The 19,846-nt window shown below is 59.7% G+C and carries 16 protein-coding genes; 9 read left to right on the top strand and 7 right to left on the bottom strand.

Annotated features, from left to right (window positions below; all coding sequences use genetic code 11):
• Position 1 precedes the first annotated feature (1 nt).
• The 5 genes from tssH to KI231_RS11365 all read left to right on the top strand — a co-directional run bounded on the left by tssH (position 2) and on the right by KI231_RS11365 (position 7,147).
• Positions 2-2,542 (top strand): type VI secretion system ATPase TssH, encoded by a 2,541-nt coding sequence (tssH, locus tag KI231_RS11385; RefSeq protein WP_213028283.1) that lies wholly within the window; start codon positions 2-4, stop codon positions 2,540-2,542.
• Positions 2,543-2,589: 47 nt separating this feature from the next.
• Positions 2,590-3,453, top strand: a complete 864-nt coding sequence (locus tag KI231_RS11380) for a hypothetical protein (RefSeq protein WP_213028282.1) — start codon at positions 2,590-2,592, stop codon at positions 3,451-3,453.
• 84 nt (positions 3,454-3,537) lie between these two features.
• Positions 3,538-4,566, top strand: a complete 1,029-nt coding sequence (locus KI231_RS11375) for an endonuclease/exonuclease/phosphatase family protein (RefSeq protein WP_103303327.1) — start codon at positions 3,538-3,540, stop codon at positions 4,564-4,566.
• Positions 4,567-4,582: 16 nt separating this feature from the next.
• Positions 4,583-6,592: a type VI secretion system Vgr family protein gene (locus KI231_RS11370; RefSeq protein WP_213028281.1), complete on the top strand. Its 2,010-nt coding sequence runs from the start codon at positions 4,583-4,585 to the stop codon at positions 6,590-6,592.
• 12 nt (positions 6,593-6,604) lie between these two features.
• A complete protein-coding gene (locus KI231_RS11365; RefSeq protein WP_213028280.1) occupies positions 6,605-7,147 on the top strand; it encodes a toxin-antitoxin system YwqK family antitoxin in 543 nt (180 codons plus the stop codon).
• A 143-nt stretch (positions 7,148-7,290) separates the two neighbouring features.
• On the opposite strand, the gene KI231_RS11360 is transcribed toward KI231_RS11365, so the two are convergent.
• Complete coding sequence (locus tag KI231_RS11360) at positions 7,291-7,686, bottom strand: DUF4280 domain-containing protein (RefSeq protein ID WP_103303324.1); 396 nt, start codon at positions 7,684-7,686, stop codon at positions 7,291-7,293.
• A gap of 190 nt (positions 7,687-7,876) precedes the next feature.
• Between KI231_RS11360 and KI231_RS11355 the strand changes: the two genes are divergently transcribed.
• The 3 genes from KI231_RS11355 to KI231_RS11345 all read left to right on the top strand — a co-directional run bounded on the left by KI231_RS11355 (position 7,877) and on the right by KI231_RS11345 (position 10,973).
• A complete protein-coding gene (locus KI231_RS11355; RefSeq protein WP_213028279.1) occupies positions 7,877-8,944 on the top strand; it encodes a phosphotransferase family protein in 1,068 nt (355 codons plus the stop codon).
• A gap of 22 nt (positions 8,945-8,966) precedes the next feature.
• Positions 8,967-9,734, top strand: coding sequence for an SDR family oxidoreductase (locus KI231_RS11350; RefSeq protein WP_041480848.1), 768 nt, complete (start codon positions 8,967-8,969; stop codon positions 9,732-9,734).
• A 132-nt stretch (positions 9,735-9,866) separates the two neighbouring features.
• Complete coding sequence (locus tag KI231_RS11345) at positions 9,867-10,973, top strand: Gfo/Idh/MocA family protein (protein ID WP_213028278.1); 1,107 nt, start codon at positions 9,867-9,869, stop codon at positions 10,971-10,973.
• 3 nt (positions 10,974-10,976) lie between these two features.
• On the opposite strand, the gene KI231_RS11340 is transcribed toward KI231_RS11345, so the two are convergent.
• From KI231_RS11340 to KI231_RS11315, 6 genes are all read right to left on the bottom strand, one after another.
• A complete protein-coding gene (locus tag KI231_RS11340; protein WP_249412120.1) occupies positions 10,977-11,573 on the bottom strand; it encodes a trimeric intracellular cation channel family protein in 597 nt (198 codons plus the stop codon).
• A 1,290-nt stretch (positions 11,574-12,863) separates the two neighbouring features.
• Positions 12,864-13,121, bottom strand: coding sequence for a DUF1652 domain-containing protein (locus KI231_RS11335; protein WP_213028277.1), 258 nt, complete (start codon positions 13,119-13,121; stop codon positions 12,864-12,866).
• Between the two features lie 136 nt (positions 13,122-13,257).
• A complete protein-coding gene (locus KI231_RS11330) occupies positions 13,258-14,754 on the bottom strand; it encodes a helix-turn-helix transcriptional regulator (protein WP_213028276.1) in 1,497 nt (498 codons plus the stop codon).
• 234 nt (positions 14,755-14,988) lie between these two features.
• A complete protein-coding gene (locus KI231_RS11325) occupies positions 14,989-15,873 on the bottom strand; it encodes a LysR substrate-binding domain-containing protein (RefSeq protein ID WP_103303318.1) in 885 nt (294 codons plus the stop codon).
• A 6-nt stretch (positions 15,874-15,879) separates the two neighbouring features.
• Positions 15,880-18,093: a xanthine dehydrogenase family protein molybdopterin-binding subunit gene (locus KI231_RS11320; protein WP_213028275.1), complete on the bottom strand. Its 2,214-nt coding sequence runs from the start codon at positions 18,091-18,093 to the stop codon at positions 15,880-15,882.
• Positions 18,093-18,557 (bottom strand): (2Fe-2S)-binding protein, encoded by a 465-nt coding sequence (locus KI231_RS11315; RefSeq protein WP_213028274.1) that lies wholly within the window; start codon positions 18,555-18,557, stop codon positions 18,093-18,095. Before KI231_RS11315 ends, KI231_RS11320 begins: the two co-directional genes overlap by 1 nt.
• Before the next feature lie 118 nt (positions 18,558-18,675).
• Here KI231_RS11315 and KI231_RS11310 point away from each other — a divergent pair, with 118 nt between their 5' ends.
• Positions 18,676-19,566, top strand: coding sequence for a LysR substrate-binding domain-containing protein (locus KI231_RS11310; protein ID WP_103303315.1), 891 nt, complete (start codon positions 18,676-18,678; stop codon positions 19,564-19,566).
• The last annotated feature ends 280 nt before the right edge of the window (positions 19,567-19,846 follow it).

Genomic DNA, 19,846 nt, shown 5'->3' with positions numbered 1-19,846 from the left:
AATGGAACTGGCCAGCCTGATCGGACGCCTCAATCCGGACAACCGCCGCGCCCTCGAACGCGCCGCGCAACGCTGTCTGCAACGCGGGCATCACTTTGTCGAGATCGAACACTTGTTGCTGGAACTGCTCGACATCGAGGGTGGCGATTTTGCCTTTTTGCTGCCGCGTTTCGGCCTGGAACGCGATGCGCTGACGGTGGAGATCAACAAGGCTCTGGATCTGTTCAAGGCAGGCAGTACGCGCACGCCGGCACTGTCGTCGCACACGTTGGGCTTGCTCGAAGATGCGGTGGTGCAGGCCAGTGTGCTGGGGCTCGACAGCATCCGTTCCGGGCTGTTGTTGCTGGCGTTGATCGACCGTGACGAGCGCCGCAGTCTATTGCTCAACAGCGCTTCGTCGTTGCTGCGAATTCCCAAAGAGGCCCTGCGCGCGAATCTGCTGGAGTGGACAGAAAACTCTCGCGAACACGTCGGTGCGCGAACCGCCACGTCTAAAGGTACGGCACCGCGACAGGATTCGGTTCTCGACCAATACACCCAGGATCTGACTGCCGACGCCCACGCCGGGCGCATTGATCCGATCGTTGGCCGCGATGGCGAAATCCGTCAGTGCATCGATATCCTGCTTCGCCGCCGCCAGAACAACCCGATTCTGGTTGGCGCACCCGGCGTCGGCAAAACCGCCGTGGTCGAAGGTCTGGCCCTGCGCATCGCCGCCGGCGACGTGCCGCCGTCGTTGCAGGAAGTCAGCTTGCGCGTGCTTGACCTCGGCTTGCTGCAGGCCGGTGCCGGGGTCAAAGGTGAATTCGAACAGCGTTTGAAAGGCGTAATCGACGCAGTACGCAGCGCCGACAAACCGATCATCCTGTTCATCGACGAAGCCCACACCCTGATCGGTGCGGGTGGCGCCGAAGGTGGCAGCGATGCAGCCAACCTGCTCAAACCGGCGCTGGCCCGGGGCGAACTGCGCACCCTCGCCGCGACCACCTGGATGGAATACAAAAAATACTTCGAGAAAGATCCGGCCCTCGCCCGTCGTTTTCAACTGGTCCAGGTCGAAGAACCGGATGAAATCACCGCGGTGGAAATGCTGCGCGGGGTGGCTGCCAAACTCGAACAGCACCACGGCGTGCAAGTGCTCGACGCGGCGATCCATGAAGCGGTGAAACTTTCGCACCGCTACATTTCCGGCCGCCAGTTGCCGGACAAAGCCATCAGCGTCCTCGACACCGCGTGCGCCCGGGTCGCCCTCGGCCAGCACGACGTACCGCCTCCGCTGGAAAGCCTGCGCCACCGGCAGAACAGCCTCAAGGATGAAGTCGAACGCCTGCGCCGTGAACAGGCCACAGGGCTTGATCACCGTGAGCGAATTACCCTGCTGGAAAGCGAATCGACCAGCAACGTGCAAGCGATTCGCGAATTGGAAACCCGTTGGGGTGAAGAGCGTGTCGCCGTGCGCGAGCTGCTCGAAACCCGTCGCGAGTTACTGGCGTTGAGCGAGCGCGCCGACAGCGATAAACCCGATGAAGCCACCGACAGTCGCATCGATCATCTCGCCGCCGAACTACTGCGCCTTGAGGCTGGACTGGATGCGATTCGCCAGGACGATCCGCTGGTGCCGGAACAGGTCGACAGCAAAACCGTCGCCGCTGTCATCGCAGGCTGGACCGGCATCCCCGTCGGCAAGATGCTCGCCGACGAAGCCCACGCCGTGCGCACCCTCGGTGCGCGCATGGGCCAACGGGTGATGGGCCAGAGCACCGCGCTCAACACCATCGCTCAGCGCTTGCAGGCCTACCGCGCCGGACTGACCGACCCGCAGAAGCCAGTCGGTGTATTTCTCTTGGTCGGCCCGACCGGTGTCGGCAAAACCGAAACCGCGTATGCGCTGGCCGACGCCTTGTATGGCGGCGAACGCAACCTGATCAGCATCAACCTCTCGGAATATCAGGAAGCCCATACCGTCAGCCAACTCAAAGGTGCGCCGCCCGGTTATGTCGGTTACGGCAGCGGTGGCGTACTGACCGAAGCCGTCCGCCGCAAGCCCTACTCGGTGGTGCTACTGGACGAAATCGAGAAGGCGCATCCGGATGTATTGGAGGCGTTTTACAACGTCTTCGACAAAGGCTTGATGGAGGACGGCACCGGTCTGGTGGTGGATTTCAAGAACACCGTGATGTTGGCCACCAGCAACGTCGGCGCGGAGCTTTTACTGGATACGCCCGTGGCGCAACTCGGCTCGGAAGCCTTCAACGAAGCACTGCACAAAGTCCTCCTGCAAGCCTTCCGCCCGGCGTTTCTGGCGCGCATGACCGTGGTTGCCTATCGACCGCTGGACGAGGCGACGCTGGAAGGGATTGTGCTGGCCAAGTTGGAAAAACTGCGCGGTCGCTATAAAGCCGCGACCGGCAAGCAGTTCGAGTTTGATTCAGGAATTGTGAAAGCGGTGCTCGCCAAATGCAGCGCGGCGGGTGCGCGGGATGTCGAGAATGTGTTGATGACGCAGGTGACGGGGAAGTTGGCGGAGTGGGTGCTGGAGTAACAGAAACGACACCTCCAGTTCTGTGCAAATAAAATCAAGGATGAACTATGTTAAATACGCACACCGACACTAAAGAAACAGAACTGGCAAATGCGCTCAATCATCTGAATGCCTTGCTGTCGACAAATTTCAACATCCCCAACATTCACAGCCTGTTGAAAAGCAAAGCCATTTTACTGACCCAAGACACCGACGATGTTTCACCCAACGCAACTACTTGCCTCAACGGGCAAGTCAGTGTCCCTAGAGGAATAGAAATCAGCGTCCCCGAAGGTAATGGAATAATGATTAAGGCGAAAGGAGCTGTCAGCACCCGTCCTTGGTATGTTTTTCATTATGCAAATGGCGAGTCCACCAATGGCACCCTTGGAACGGGTTCCTGCCTGGTCCCCTATGATGCGCCGATAGGTACAGTCGTAATATCAGGAGGTTTTTGCGGTTGTGTCGCGCGCGTAGACAAGGCTAATAATGGCTTGCTGTTTACGCATGACAATAACGGTAAATGCCTCGTTGCCCCCTTACCGGGCACAACCAGAATTGCCAGCATCGATTTTAACTCATACTGCGAAAAAGGTAACAGCCACCAAAGAAACGCATTTGAAGAGGTCGTCGTCGCAGAGGTGCACATCTCGATGCCGTCAGTTGTGGCTGCTACTATTTTTTTCTTGAAAATAAACAACTCCCAGTTCTTCGCTTTCTGTTCTTCTTATTTGTTCGGCTTCTCATCCAGACCTACTTCTAGCTTTGGTTTTCTGGCACGGTTGATAACAACCCCTCAGCCGGTGCCCAATTTACACCGCTATTACTTTCCAGACCCTGAAAACTCCAAGTTTATCAGTTTGATCGATAACGCCGCTGCCAACCTGCAGGAAGTGGCCAACCCACTGCCCATTACAAATGAGACACCATAAATGAGCCAATTGGAATTCAGAATCGCAGCAGGCCGGCATACACAACCTGTGCGTCGAGTTGACAAAACGAAGTGAGAAATCAAAATGCCGCTCACGATAATGACTTGGAACGCGCAACACTTCGACGAACAGAATTCGACGCTATCCGAGGCTTACAGAGAAAAACTTGCCTTTCTGGTTTATTACCTTGAGCAAAGAAAGCCCGATATCTTCGCCTTGTTCGAAACAGGTAAATCGGGCGCAGCCAACACCCAATTAGTGAGGGACCTGACTGCACATTACAGTCCAGTAAGCATCCTTCAGCCCGAGAGCGCAAAAAACAAAATCACGACATTGGGTTCAATCGTTTTTGTAAAGAACGCGATTGCCAGTGAATTTACCGACATTTCAGAACATGTTCCACTGGATGACAAAGAGCAACGTGGAGCATTACTTATTCACCATAAAACTACCGATTTATGTTATGGCTTCTATCATGCAAACGCGTCCTGCGTGGCACTGGGAAATATCGTCAACGCAATAAATTACATTCAGGGCATGAGGGTCAAACTGGTTTTTTTTGGTGGCGATTTGAACGTACCCACTGATGGCAAGCCTGACGCAATAATGAAAATGCAGAAACTCACGCCAACAGGTGCGGGGTATACACATGTCAGCATCCTGAGTGATGACGTGAGTTCCTCCAGCAGAGAATTAAGAGACATGCAGGAGTTTGGCCACTTCCTTAATCTCACGCCAAAAAAATATTTTGAAGAAGAATACAAATGGAACCATGCCATCGATGCAAAACCTCGGCATCCAACAGCACAGTTAAGCTTGTTGGACTATGCCTATGTACATGAACTGGAGAAATGGAGCGCCGTTTGCGAAGGCAGTGCTAACACCGTTGTATCGGGAGAGTCAGTCAGGCACCGCACAACCGTCATCCAGAAAATCTGCCTGGGCATGTCCGTAAGAAGTGATCATTTCCCGGTATTTTTTACCTATGGTGTTGTGCCGTCTTCTCCCTCGACATCCTCGGGTTCCCCTCCATTACTGGCTCCGGTATCGACTGGTGCCTCGGTATCACCGTCGCTCGGCCCCGCCCCCGTTGACGGCAGTTCAATGTTTTAGCCATTGAGACCACCCCATGCCACGTTCCACCGACAGCAACACCAGTCTCTCCCTCACCGCGACTTCGCCGTCAGCGTTATTCCCTGAGTCACTGTCCGGCGATGAAGCACTGAACATGCTGGGCACGCAAATTCTTAACAATCTCAACGACGGTGCAACTCTCACCCTGAGCAGCGCCATCGCCACTCACGTCACCACTACCCTGCACAACGACGCGCAGTTGCGCCCGTTCGACGCGCTGGTCGCCGAGATCCGCCAGCTCCCGGCCGACTCAACTGCCGAACGCTATCAGCTTGTGCTTAGACCCTGGCTCTGGTGGCTGACCCTCGCCAGCAACAACCGCGTATTCCAGAACCTCGCCACCTCGGACATCGTCACGACGATCTTCAAGGCCCACGGCTTCACCGATTTCAAACTCTCGCTGACCGGCAGCTACACCCCGCGTGAATACTGTGTGCAGTATGGCGAAAGCGATTTCGCCTTCGTCTCGCGACTGCTGGAAGAGGAAGGAATCTTTTGGTTCTTCACCCACGAGGACGGCAAACACACGCTAGTGCTCGGCGACAGCAACGACGCTTTCGTGCCGATCCCCAACGGGCCGAAAGTCAGTTATCTGGGGCAAGGATTGGGCGAACGTGAACTGCACGGAATCCGCTCCGGACAAGTCTGTTTGCAGGCAGTCGCCGGGGTATATCGGGCGACGGATTACGAATTCACTACGCCGACCACATCGCTGTATGGCCAGGCCGAAGCGGTGGCCGGGCCGCGTTCGATCTATGAGCATCCCGGCGGTTACAACGCCAAGGCACGCGGCGATACGTTGACCAAGCGACGCGTCGACGGTTTGCGCAGTGAGGAAAAACGCTTTGTCGGCGAGAGTGACTGTCGCTGGTTGATTCCCGGGCATTGGTTCACCCTCGCCGGCCATGACGATGCGAGCCTGAACATCGATTGGGTGGTGACGCGGGTGACCCATGACGCCAGCCACGAAAGCTATCGCAACCGCTTCGAAGCAATCCCCAAAGCCACTCCGTTCCGCCCGCCACGCACCACCCCCAAACCGCGCATGCATCCGCAAACCGCGATTGTGGTGGGCAAGTCCGGTGAGGAAATCTGGACCGACGAATACGGGCGGATCAAGTTGCAGTTCCCGTGGGATCGCGACGGCAAGAACGATGAAACCAGTTCCTGCTGGGTGCGCGTGGTGCTGCCGTGGAGTGGCAAGGGGTTCGGCATGCAGTTCATTCCGCGCATCGGTCAGGAAGTCATCGTGACGTTTATCGACGGAGATCCAGATCGGCCGCTGGTGACCGGTTGCGTCTATAACGGTGACAACGCCCTGCCCTATGCGCTGCCGGCCAATCAGACGCAGTCGGGGATCAAGACCCAGTCGTCAAAGGGTGGCGGTGGTTTCAACGAGTTGCGTTTCGAGGACAAGAAGGACGCTGAAGAGGTGTTCTTGCAGGCGCAGAAAGACCTGAAGATCAACGTGCTCAACGACACGACCGCCACGGTCGGCCATGACGAAACCCTCACCGTGCAAAATGCCCGCACTCGCACGGTCAAGGATGGCGACGAGACCGTGACCCTGGAGAAAGGCAAACGCAGCGTCACCATCCAGACCGGCAGCGACAGCCTCGATGTGAAGGACAGCCGCACGGTGAAGGTTGGCGCCGATCAGAACCACAGCACCGGCGGCAATTACACCGACAAGGTCACCGGCGATTACAGCCTGACGGTGGACGGCAACCTGACGATCAAGGTCAGCGGCACCCTCACCCTGCAAAGCGGCGGCAGTTTCACGATCAAGAGCGGCGCCGATCTGGCGACCTCGGCCAGCACTTCGATCACCCACAAGGCCGGAACTGCCTTGACCAATCAGGCCGGGACTTCACTGGACAACAAGGCTGGCACCACGCTGACCAACGACGCCGGTATCAGCCTGACCAACAAGGGCGCGGCCTCGCAGACCGTGGACGGCGGCGGCATGCTGACCATCAAGGGCGGCCTGGTGCAGGTCAACTGACAAGGAGCAGGCATGGCAATCACACCGCTGGATTTGCAGCAAGATGACAAACAGATGAAGGGCCGTTTGCAGGATGGTCAGCTCGACGGTGCCTTGCAGATCAAGGATGACGGGCGCAAACAGGCCGATCTGAATTACAGCCACGGGGAGTTGCAGGGCATGTCGCTGCTCTATCACCCCAACGGCAAAGTCTCGGCGCAGATGCCGTTTGTGCGCGACAAGGTGCAAGGCGTCGCGAGTTTTTTTGCGCCTGAAGGTTTTTTGCAGCGCAAGGCAACGTACCGGCGCGGGTTGTTGCATGGCGAGGCGTTCAATTACTTCGCGGATGGGCAAGTGGCGGAGGCGGAGTTTTATCGCGATGGCGTGCGTGAGGGGCGCTATCAGCGCTTTCATCCGAACGGGAAAACGGCGGTGGAGGCGCGCTATGTGAATGGCCAGTTGCTGGAGCCAGAGCAAGGTTTTGCCGAGGATGGGCGGCCGTTGGGCGCGGATGGCAAACCGATTTCGCGGGTGCGTTGGTGGTTCCGCCGGTGGGCGGATCCGCAGCAGGCTTGAAGTTTTTGTTTTGTATCGACTGGCCTCATCGCGGGCAAGCCCGCTCCCACAGGGTTTGTGTTGTGAATGCAATATTGTGAACACCATCGACCATTGTGGGAGCGGGCTTGCCCGCGATGAGGCCCGCACATTCAGCACAGATTTCAGGGAATGAGCATCTGCATCTGCCCCGGCACCACAATCTTGATCACCCCCGCCCAGTTACACATCAACGTGCTGTTGGCGTCGATCGCCGGCATCCCGCCAAGCAGCAGCGTCGGCGCGCCGCCGGGAATCCACGGCGTGGCCGTCGCCGGAATGCACGGCATCGGCGTCAACACGCCCAGCGCTGCCGCAGTGGCTGCGGCGACCATCGGGTTGGCCATGCTCATGCACACGCCGAACGGCAGGATATTAACCAGCGGAATGTGATCCATGATGTTCGCCGCCGGCATCCCGCCGGTCAGCGTGCGGTTGACCGGCAGCACGTTGAGCATCGCCGGGGCGGCGCCGAAGCTGCATTGCAATGTGGCGGTGGCACAAACTTGCGGACAGCCCATTTCACGACTCCTGCGTGGACACGGCATACCCGCTAAACCTTAGTCGCCCACGGCCCGCCGCGCACATTCCCAAAGGTGATTATCGTGCAACACGCTAACCTATAAGACCGACCCGCGCTTGTGGCTGCCCGAGCGCGCCATTAGATTAGCCAATGATGTCTGGCCTCCAAAATAAGCAGAAGGGATAAGCATGGCGCTTACTGACCAGTCCACCCGTATCCGCTCTGGCGAAGAACTCGATGCCAGCCTGATCGATCCGTACCTCAAAGCGCACATTCCGGGCCTGAGCGGCTTACCTGTGATCAGCCAGTTTCCCGGCGGTGCGTCGAACCTGACTTACCTGCTGGAATACCCGGAGCAGGAATTCGTCCTGCGCCGCCCGCCGTTCGGCCACAAAGCCAAATCCGCCCACGACATGGGCCGCGAATTCCGCATTCTCAATCAACTGCGCGATGGCTTTCCGTATTGCCCGAAAGCCTACGTGCATTGCACCGACGAATCGGTGATCGGCGCCGAGTTCTATGTGATGGAGCGGGTCAACGGCATCATCCTGCGCTCGGAACTGCCGCCGGAATTGGGCCTGGATTCGGCAAAAACCGAAGTGCTGTGCAAAAGCTTCATCGACCGTTTCGTCGAACTGCACCGGGTCGACTACAAGGCCTGTGGCCTCGGTGATCTGGGCAAGCCTGAAGGCTACGTCGCCCGCCAGATCAAAGGCTGGAGCGAGCGCTACGAAAAAGCCCTGACCCCGGATGCGCCGCACTGGGAAGCGGTCAAGGCGTGGCTCAACGACAAGATGCCGGCCGACCACCCGACCTCCAGCATCGTCCACAACGACTACCGCTTCGACAACGTCATCCTCGACCCGCACAACCCGATGCAGATCATCGGCGTGCTCGACTGGGAACTGACCACCCTCGGCGATCCGCTGATGGACCTGGGCAACACCCTCGCCTACTGGATCGAGGCCGGCGACCCGGCGCCCGTGCAACTGATGCGCCGCCAGCCGAGCCACGCGCCGGGCATGCTGACGCGCCGCGAGTTCGTCGATTACTACGCCGAGCGCTCCGGCATCCAGATCGACAATTTCGACTTCTACTACACCTACGGCCTGTTCCGTCTGGCCGGCATCGTGCAGCAGATCTACTACCGCTTCTATCACGGCCAGACCCAGGACAAACGCTTCGCGCAGTTCATTCACATGAACAAACTGCTGGAGCAGATGAGCTTGCAGGTCATTGCAAAATCGAGCCTCTGACGGCCCACACCAAGGAACCCCTATGTCCAAGACTCAGTTGTTCGACCTCGACGGCAAGATCGCTTTCGTCTCCGGCGCCAGCCGTGGCATCGGTGAAGCCATCGCCAAACTGCTGGCCCAGCAAGGTGCCCATGTGATTGTTTCGAGCCGCAAACTCGAAGGCTGCCAGCACGTCGCCGATGCAATCATCGCCGCTGGCGGCAAGGCCACCGCCGTAGCCTGCCACATCGGCGAAATGGAACAGATCAGCCAGGTGTTCGCCGGGATCAAGGAACAGTTCGGCCGCCTCGACATTCTGGTCAACAACGCCGCGACCAACCCGCAGTTCTGCAACGTGCTCGACACCGACCTCGGCGCGTTCCAGAAGACCGTAGACGTGAACATTCGCGGCTACTTCTTCATGTCCGTGGAAGCCGGCAAGCTGATGCGCGAGAACGGCGGTGGCAGCATCATCAACGTCGCGTCGATCAACGGTATTTCGCCGGGGATCTTCCAGGGCATCTACTCGGTGACCAAGGCAGCGGTGATCAACATGACCAAAGTCTTCGCCAAGGAATGCGCGCAGTTCGGCATCCGCTGCAACGCCCTGCTGCCGGGCCTGACCGACACCAAATTCGCTTCGGCGCTGGTGAAAAACGATGCAATTCTCAAGCAGGCGCTGACGCAGATCCCGCTCAAGCGCGTGGCCGATCCGAGCGAAATGGCCGGAGCGGTGTTGTATCTGGCCAGTGACGCGTCGAGCTACACCACCGGCGTGGCGCTGAATGTGGACGGCGGCTTCCTGTCCTGATCGCAACCAACCCATGTAGGAGCAGCCTCGGCAGCGCCTGCACGGGTTGAATATTTATTCTAGAATTTGCATATAGAGAATTTTTATTCCATAAATAGCCTTCCTGAAAATAAAAATCCAAGGAATACGGCTATGCGCGAACTCGGTATCGGTCTCATCGGCACAGGTTTCATGGGCCGTGCCCATGCCTTGGCGTTTCGCAATGTCAGTGCAGTGTTCGAACTGCCGTTCAAACTCACCCTCGCCGCCCTCGCCGACGCCGATCCGCAGCGTGCCCGCCACTGTGCCGACGCCTGGGGCTTTGCCGCCCATCACAGCGACTGGCAACAATTGATCGATGACCCCAAGGTCAATCTGGTCGCCATCACCACCCCCAATCACCTGCACTACCCGATGGCCATGGCCGCCCTGGCTGCCGGCAAAGCGGTGTGCTGCGAAAAACCCCTGGCAGTGAACCTCGAACAAGCCAGCGCCATGCGTCAGGCGGCCAGAGACGCCGGAGTGGTGACGCGGGTCGGCTACAACTATCAGCACAACCCGATGATCACGCTGGCGCATGACTTGATTCGCGACGGCGAACTCGGCGAGATCATCAGCTTTCAGGATGAGTTCAGCGAAGATTTCATGGCCGATCCCGACTCGCCGTGGTCATGGCGCTGCGACCCGGCGCATGCCGGCGGTGCATTGGCGGATCTGGGCAGTCACTTGCTGTCGATGGCGCGTTATCTGGTGGGCGAAGTCACAGCGGTTTGCGCCGACACTCACACCGTCCACACCCAACGCCGCGACGGCACCACGCAAAAACCGATCAACGTCGACGATCAAGTCCACGCGCTGCTGCGTTTCGCCAATGGCGCCCGAGGTACGTTCAGCAGCAGTTGGCTCAAGCACGGCTACAAAAATCACCTGAGCTTTGAAATCAGCGGCACGCGCGGCACCCTGACCTTCGATCAGGAGCGCTTGAACGAACTGCGTCTGTTCCGCGCCGGACAGGACGGTTTCCAGCGCCTGCTCGCCGGCCCCGACCTGCCGGGTTATGCCGCGTTCAGTCCTGCCCCGGGTCATCAATTGGGCTACAACGAACTGAAGACGCTAGAGGTGCATGACGTGCTGATGGCGTTGGCCGGCAGCCACCAGGGCGGCACCGATTTCGAACAGGCCTGGGCCGTCGAGCGTCTGGCCACGGCGATTCGCCTCGCCGCGCGCGAGCAGCGTTGGGTGCGCATCGAGGAAGTCTGACACTCAGGCGTCAATGACCTTCGGCAACTGCCAGCCGAAATGCACGGACAACAGGCGCAGCAGCAAACACGCTGCGCCTGCCAGCAACGCCGCTGCGACCGGCGGCACACCGCAGCGCCGCGCGATGATCAACACTGCCGCACCGGTAAACGCCGAACTGGCATACAAATCCGCCTGCAACACCACCGGTATCCGCGCCAGCACAATGTCGCGAAGCACCCCACCGCCGACGCCGGTAATCGTTCCCATCAGCATGGCTACAAATGGCGTAATGCCGAAATTCAACGCCTTCTGCGCCCCCGCCACGGCAAACAGCGCCAGCCCCGCCGCATCGAGCACGATCAGCGTGGACCCGGACCAGCCCAGCACCTGTTCATGGAACACGAATGCCAGTCCACCCATGAAAAATGCCAACGCCGGATAACGCCAATCGGCCACCGCGTTCGGCGGCGTGGCGCCAATCAGCAAATCACGCGTCACCCCACCACCAAGCGCGACGATAAACGCAATCACCATCACCCCGAGCAAGTCGAGCTGACTGCGCATCGCCGCAATGGCCCCTTCCACAGCAAACACCGCCGTGCCGAGCAGATCGGCCACCAGCACAATCCGCTCAACCCGAGACCTGCGCCCCGCCGGCGTTATTGAGTGACGCAACGGGTGGTCGTGGTGTGACGAGTGACTTGTTCGTCGACGTACATGTCACCCGACACCTCAGTGTTTTCGATGACCTGGCAAGTACGTTCCGGCGGTGGAGGCGGCATTACAGGGGGCGGAGGCGGAGGACTGGCACAACCGGCCAACAGCGCCACGGAAAAAGCCAACGACAATGGCGAACACACGCGTTTCCCAAGATTGTTCATAGGATGACCCGCGAAAATGAGAGACAAACTCCCGCGACCGAACCGACCACGGAAGACCTGACCACTCATTCTTTATAGCCGACAGCCCCGCAAGCGCCAGTAAACCGGCCACACCGAAGCGCCAGAGCTGTCGATTTTGCGCCGGATTTGAAGGAAAAATGACTCATGACCAGCTACGCCATACCGACCGCCATCGCTGGCAAGCCAGCTCCCACAGGGGTGGAGTACAACCGACAAAAACAGGTCGGCTCTCAGGCAGCCTTCGGGAGCAAGCCCCCTCCCACAATTTGAACCAAGATTCACCCGCCAGAGCTTGGTCGGCTGTCAGGTCGCCATCGCTGGCAAGCCAGCTCCCACAAGGGTTGAGTACAACCGGCAGAAACAGGTCGGCTGTCAGGCCGCCTTCGGGAGCAAGCCCCCTCCCACAGTTTGAAACCCGATTCACCCGCCAGAAACAGGTCGGCCTAAAGGCCGCCATCGCTGGCAAGCCAGCTCTCACAGGGGGGGAGTACAACCGACAGAAACAGATCGGCTCTAAAGCCGCCTTCGCGAGCAAGCCCCCTCCCACAGTTTGAAACCAGACTCACCCGCCAGAACCAGGTCGGCCTAAAGGCCGCCATCGCTGGCAAGCCAGCTCCCACAACGAAATGAATACACCCAAAACGCGGCGCATGCCGCCCCACTCGACACAATGAGCGTTAGCTCGAGTACCGCTCTTGATCTAAAGCGCCCGTCGGCAGGCTGAGCGGAGGGGTTCATCCGGGGAGGACATCGAGAGGAGGTGCAGCGAAGCAAACCGGAGGCGATGCCCCGGATGAACCCCGGAGCGAAGGAACCCGAGCCACAGCGAGGGCCGTACGTCAGGGTAAAGCCTTTTTGGTTACTTTTTCGGCGTCTGGAAAAAGTGACCCGCCGTAAGGGCGGAACCCTAAGCAGCCGTTACCGCAGCATCGGATATGCACTCATCAGCCAAACCATCGACGCCCACCCCGCCGTTATCGCTGGCAAGCCAGCTCCCACAAAGGACCTAAGCCAAGTCAATATCACTGAACGAACGCAAAGAATTACTCTGCAACTCATACCGCAACTCATCAATCAACGCGTCCACCGACTCCGGCGTACGCAACACATCCAGCTTCAACCCACTGATCACCAGATCCACCTGCCCGGACACCGCGTGATACAGCTTCACCGTCAGCGAATGATCCCCATCTACCGAACACTCGCAAGCCAGCGGCGAAAAACTGTGCTCAAGCCGGGCGCGCAACTGCGCAAGATTCATCATTGAGGCCGTTCCTTTAACTGCTCGAAGGGACACGATCCCAAGCCATAAAAGGCTCGTATCGCACCCCAACAGACTAAGAACAGTCCCCGTCCGCCAACACCCGAATTTGCACCGGCTGAACTAGTGCATTTGCACCCTAACGCTGACCCTTGGCCCGCCACTCACCAGAAAACAACCCACGCTCCCGCGCCCAGACAATCGCCTCGCTGCGGCTGTGCACATCCAGCTTGGAATACACCGTCGCCACATGATTACGCACGGTATTCGGCGCCAGTTTCAACCGCGCCGCAATCTCCTTGTCCGCCAGCCCTTCGCAGATCAGCCCAAGTACATCGCGTTCACGCGCCGTCAGATCAGTGAACGACACACTCGGCAGTTGCGGCGAATTGACCTTCTTCACATTGGCCAGTTTTTCGATCAGCGTACGACTGAACCACGAGGCGTCCTTCATCACCTCTTCGATCGCCGCCACCAGCTCAAGCTCGGTACGCTTGCGCTCGGTGATGTCCATCAACACCAGCAGATAACAAGACATGTCCTGAATATTGACCGTGTCGGCGGACACCGCACACTCCAGCAGATCCGTATCTTTCTTGCGCAGCCGCACATCGACCCGGTCGATCCGTCCGTTCTTCGCCAGGGCCGTCAGCAACCGGGTGCGGGCGCCCTCGTCGTCGATAAAGTCCAGTTGCGTCACGGTTTTGCCGACCACGTCATCGCTGGCATAGGCCAGGGTATCGAGGAATGCCTGATTGACATCAATCACCTGCTGCTCGTCAGCGCTGCAAATCAGGATCGGTACCGGCGTCAGACGGAAGGCCTTGGCGAAGCGCTCTTCGCTCTGGCGCAGCGCCACTTCAGCCCTGCGCCGCAGCTCCATGTCGACGAAGGAAAACAGCATGCACTGCTCATCGTTGAGCAGCAGCGGCTGCCCGGCGACGATCACCTGCTTGGTACTGCCATCAGACAAGCGCAGCTCGGCCTGCATCTGCGGAATGGTCGCGACATCTTTCAGGCGTTGAATGGCCAGATCCTTGTGCTCAGCCTGTTCGAGGATATCGATTTCATAGGCCGAGGTGCCGATGACCTGGTCGCGGGTATAGCCGGTCATCTCGAGAAACCCCGGATTGACCTTGATATAACGCAAATCGCTGAGCCGGCAGATCACCGCCGGCGCCGGGTTGGCGTTGAAGGTTTTCTCGAAGCGCTGCTCGGCGTTGGCCCAGTCGGTGACGTCGCTCATGATCAGCACCAGCGACTCCGGCTGGCCTTCACGGTCAGTCAGCACCATGCTGCGCACGCTGTGCACCCAGACACGCTCCGGGTCATCCGCAGCGAACAGCTCGATCAGCACGTCGCTGAAAACTTCACAGCGCGCCACGCGACTGATCGGGTAATTCTCGGCGGGCACCATGTGGTTGTTGCGATAGCGCAGGCTGAAACGCTTGGCATACTCGTCGGCGTTCGCTCCCAGCTCGCCGATCCGGCTGACACCGTGCATGGCCAGCGCGGCTTCGTTGGCCCAGAGAATGCTTTGATCCAGCTCGAGCAGGATCACTCCGTCGGACAGCCCGGCAATGATTTGCTGCAACTGGCGACGATTGGTTTCGCGGGTCAGGACTTCCTGGCTCATTGGATCTCCACAAGTGATACGCCCATGTGAAGGTTACGACCGCAGCTGCCGCTGATCGTGCGAAGTGACTGAAATGGTGCGCCAGGAGCATGGATGCTGACTTTATCGGCCTCATCGCGGGCAAGCCCGCTCCCACAGGGATTTTGGTGTGACACCAATCTTCAGAACACCACGGAACCTGTGGGAGCGGGCTTGCCCGCGATGAGGCCGGCACCTCCAAAAGAAGTATGACTGTCACTCCGCCCGCTTCAGCTCACGCAACGTGTCGAGGAAGAGTTTGAGGACTGGGGAAGCATCGTCCGCGCGATAAGTGGCATACAGCGGCACTTCCGGCAGCGCCGGGGTCAGCGACTTGAACACCAGCCCCGCCGGCGCCAATTGCTCGATGGAGGCCGGCAACAGCGCCACGCCAAACCCGGCGCGCACCAGACTGAGCAAGGTCTGCACCTCGATCACCTGCTGACGGATCTGCGGAGTGAACCCGGCCTGAATGCAGCACTGATAAAGAAAATTGGCAAACCGCGACTGCTTCAACTCCAGCGCCACGAACGGCTCCTGCGCCAGATCCGCCGGGGCCAGCACCGCGCGACAGGCCAACGGATGATCCGCCGGCATCACCACATGGATCGGCTCGTAGATCAGCAATTCATTGCGCAACTGCGGATCGTCATAGCCGACGCGGAACACGCAGGCATCAATGCGTTTTTCCTTCAACGCCTTGACCTGCGCCGCCGGGGTCATCTCGTGCAGGCGCCAATTAACTTGCGGATAGCGCTGACGAAACAGGTGCAGAGCCTTGGGCAGCACGCCGACCATCACCGAACTGATCATGCCGATTTCCAGCTCACCGAGCTGCCCGCGCCCGGTTTGCCGGGTCAGGTCCAGCGCCCGTTCAAGCTGCTCAAACACCAGCGGTGCTTGCTCCTTGAGCATCTGCCCCGCCGCTGTCAGCTCGACCCGATGATGACTGCGTTCGAACAGCGGCGTGCCAAGTTCCTCTTCGAGCAAACGGATCTGCTGACTCAACGGCGGCTGGCAAATGTGCAGGCGTTCGGCGGCACGACCGAAGTGCAGCTCATCAGCCAGCGCCATGAAGTAACGCAACAGGCGCAGGTCCATGGCGGCTTACCCCAGACTCAGAGGGGTCGAGCGCTGCCGCACGCCGGTCAGCGCAAACAACGCGTTGGCAATGGCCGGCGCCACCGAAGGGCTGCCCAGTTCGCCGACACCGCCGGGTTTGCTCGGCTCACCATCCAATACGAAGATGTCGGTGGCGGGCATATCGGACATGCGCGTGACGCGGTAGTCGTGAAAGTTGCTCTGCACCACCCGCCCCTGCTTGATGTCGAGCCGATCGAACAACGCGTGGCCGAGGCCCCACATCAGGCCGCCATAGATCTGCTCTTCGACCCCGCCCGGCGACACCGCCAACCCGCAATCGACCACGCAGGTGAGCTTTTCGACTTTCGCCTTGCCATCGACGGTCGCAACCCGCGCCACCACCGCGATAAAACTGGTGTAACCCTGATTCGTGGCGATGCCCAGCGCCGTACCCGGCGGCAAAGGCTGGCCCCATCCGGCACGCTTGGCAGCCTGCTTGAGCACCGCCACATGCCGTGGCCGTTCCTGCATGTTGGCCAGGCGAAAAGCCAACGGATCGGTGCCCGCCGCATGGGCCAGTTCATCCATGAAACTTTCCACAGCAAACACGTTGGGAATAAAGCTCACCGAACGATACCAGCCACTGGGCACGTTGCTTTCGTGCTTGACCCAGTTCAGTTCCAGGTGTGGCGGACGATAGGCAAAGTCCCACGCGGTGATCGCTTCGGTGGTGCTGTAATCCATGCGATCCGGGCGTTCGAAATAACCCGGCTCCCACTGCTCCGGCGAAGCCGGCGACACGGCATGCAATTGCAGCGCGGTCAGTTTGCCCTGTGCATCCAGCGCGCCTTTGACCCGATGCAGGGTGGCCGGGTGATTGAATAACGCATGCATTTCGTCTTCGCGGCTGTTGAGCAGTTTCACCGGCACACCGGTCTGTTGCGCCAGATACGCGACTTCGAACAACCAGTACTTGGCCTCTCGCGCACCGAAACTGCCGCCGGACACCAACTCGTTGATGGTGACCCCGGCCTTGTCGATGCCGCACACGGTTTGCGCCGCTTCCAGTGCTGACGACGGCACCTGCACGCCGCCCCAGTAGGTGATCGCCTGATCCTTGACCTGCGCGGTGATACAGATCGGCTCCAGCGGGTTTTGCACCTTGTAAGGCATGGTGTAATCGGCTTCGATCAGCTTTGCAGCCCTCGGCCATTGCCCGGAGACATCGCCGTGGGTCATGGCTTTGACGGTTTGTATTTTCGGATCACCGATGGCTTTGGCTTGAGCGCTGGCCAACTGTTCGCTGTCGAACCCGGCCAGCGCTGAATCGCTCCACTGAATCGCCAGCACGTTGCGCCCCTGTTGCGCGGCCCAGAACGTGTCCGCCAGCACCGCGACGCCGTCCAGATTGCCGCCAAGCACATCCGGCCGCCCCGGTATCGCGATCACCTTGCGCACACCCGGCACCTGCAACGCTGCCGCCGAATCCACGCTGATCACCTTCGCACCAACCACCGGCGCACGCTGAATCACCGCCACCAGCATCCCCGGCAATTGCACGTCAATGCTGTACTTGAAACGCCCACAGACCTTGGCTGCTGCATCGCGCTTGTGACGCAGCTTGCCGATGTACTTGAAGTGCGCCGGATCCTTCAGCGTGACCTGCTCAGGCGCCGGCAAATGCGCCGCCACGCCGACCAGTTCGCCGTAGCCGAGGCTGCGTTTGCTCGATGGATGGACGACTCGGCCTTCTTCGGTGGTGCAACTGTCAGTGCTGACTTTCCACTGCTTGGCCGCCGCCGTGATCAACAGCGCTCGCGCCGTGGCCCCAGCCATGCGCAAACGGTCGTATTCCAGCGAGACGCTGGTGCTGCCGCCGGTGGAGAAGACTTTCCAGATCGGGTGAATGTAGGTGTCGAAGAACGGATCTTCCGGGGTGATCACCTGCACGGTCATCGGGTTGACGCCCAGCTCCTCAGCGACACACGCGGCCAGCGCCGTTTGCGTGCCCGTGCCGGAATCGTGCTTGTGCACCACCAGTTTCACCGTGCCGTCGGGGAAGATCCGCACCCAGGCGTTGGGTTCGAATTCGCTGGCCGGCGCTGGAGCCTTCGGGTCAGTGGCGGCTGCGCCGGACGGTAAATACAGGGCAATCGCCAGCCCCGAAGCCACCGTCGCCGCTTGTTTGAGAAACACTCGGCGTGACGGTTCGATCAAAGTGTCGTCGAGCAGGCGCATCACGCCTCCTTCGGCGTATTCGCCGCGCGTTTGATCGCCTTGTTGATCCGCCCGTAAGTGCCGCAGCGGCAGATATTGCCGGACATCGCGTTGCGGATCGAGTCGTCAGTCACCGCCGCCCCAGTGTTGAGCAACGCAGCCGCGGACATGATCTGACCGGATTGACAGTAGCCGCATTGCGGCACATCTTCGGCGACCCAGGCCAGTTGCAGCGGATGAGTTTCTGTCGGCGAAAGGCCTTCGATGGTGGTAATGCTGTGGCCCGCGACGGCGGCCAGCGGCACCTGGCAGGAACGCACCGCGACACCGTTCAGGTGCACGGTGCAGGCACCGCACAGGCCCATGCCGCAGCCGAATTTGGTGCCGGTAAGTTTCAGTTGATCACGCAGGACCCATAACAAGGGCATGGAGGGGGACGCCTCATCCAGCTCGCGTCGTTCGCCGTTAACCGTGAATGCAATCATTGTCAGGCTCCAAAAGAGCGGCCCGTCTTTGTGCGGGCCTGGTGACCGAATAGTGGGAGCCTTGACAACACGCGGCCAGCGACGATTTCTGCCAACCGGTGTAAGCAGGACTAACAACATGTACAAGCGATACCCGTCGGTGCAGTCCATGAGTGCGTTCATTCACGCTGCGCGCAGCGGCAGTTTTTCCAGTGCCGCCCGCAAGCTCGATCTGACCCACAGCGCGATCAGCCAGCAGATCCGCGCACTGGAAGACTTCATTGGTCAGCCGCTGTTCGTGCGTGAAGGTGGCGGCAGCAATCTGACTGACGCCGGGCAGCTCTTTGCCAGCGTGTTGTCCGACGGCCTGGCGCAGATTGATCGGGCCTTGTCCTCGGTGAAAAACCGCAGCGTGGCGCAACGCCTGACGCTGGATGTCGATAGCGAACTGGCGCAGAGCTGGCTCAATCCGCGTTTGCCGCAGTTGCTCGATGGGTTGCCGGATTACGAGGTGACGCTGCTGTCGATGCCGCGCAGTGATCGCAGCACATTCGAGCGGGTCGATCTGGCGTTGCGTTATGGCTATGGCGATTGGGACGACTGCGAGATGACGCAGATTTGCGGGGATCGGGTGTTGGCAGTGGCTTCGCCTGCTTTGCTGGAACGGCATGGGTTGCAGGTGCCGTTGAGCCCGGCGCAGATCCTCCAATTGCCGTTGTTGGGGTATACGCGGCGGTCGTGGATTCCGTGGCTGGATGCGGCGGGCATGCCGCCCGTGGAGCCGCCGGCGCGGGTGGTTTTTGATAATGCGGCGAATTTGATTGCGGCTGCCGAGGCGGGTGTCGGCGCTGGACTGGTGCGGGGATTACTGGCCGCCGATGCGTTGCGCAATGGGCGGCTGGTAGCGTTGAACGAGGCGCAGATTGCGGCGCATTACAACCTGTATGCGGTGTGGCCGCATGGGCAGGCTGAGCGGGTGGCGCCGGTGGTTGAAGTGATCAAACAATTGGCCCAGCGTACACAATCCTGACGCCATCGCTGGCAAGCCAGCTCCCACAGTTGCTGTGTTGCGCCGCAGATCGGATTAACACCTCGATCATTGTGGGAGCTGGCTTGCCAGCGATGAGGTCAGCCCCATCACCGCAAAACCATATCGAACGCATATCACCACCACGCCCAATTAATATTGTACGAACCGCTCCCCCTTTCCAATACTCGCCCCCAGCAGCCACCCACCCGGGCCGGATGCAAACAGGCGAGGGAATGCGCGTGTCCAGCGCATAGAAATGGCCGATTGCCCGGGACGTGGA

It is taken from the genome of Pseudomonas sp. Seg1, assembly GCF_018326005.1.
Lineage (GTDB): Bacteria > Pseudomonadota > Gammaproteobacteria > Pseudomonadales > Pseudomonadaceae > Aquipseudomonas.
Note: the sequence above shows the minus strand (reverse complement) of the source record. Positions and strands in the feature narration are given on the sequence as shown.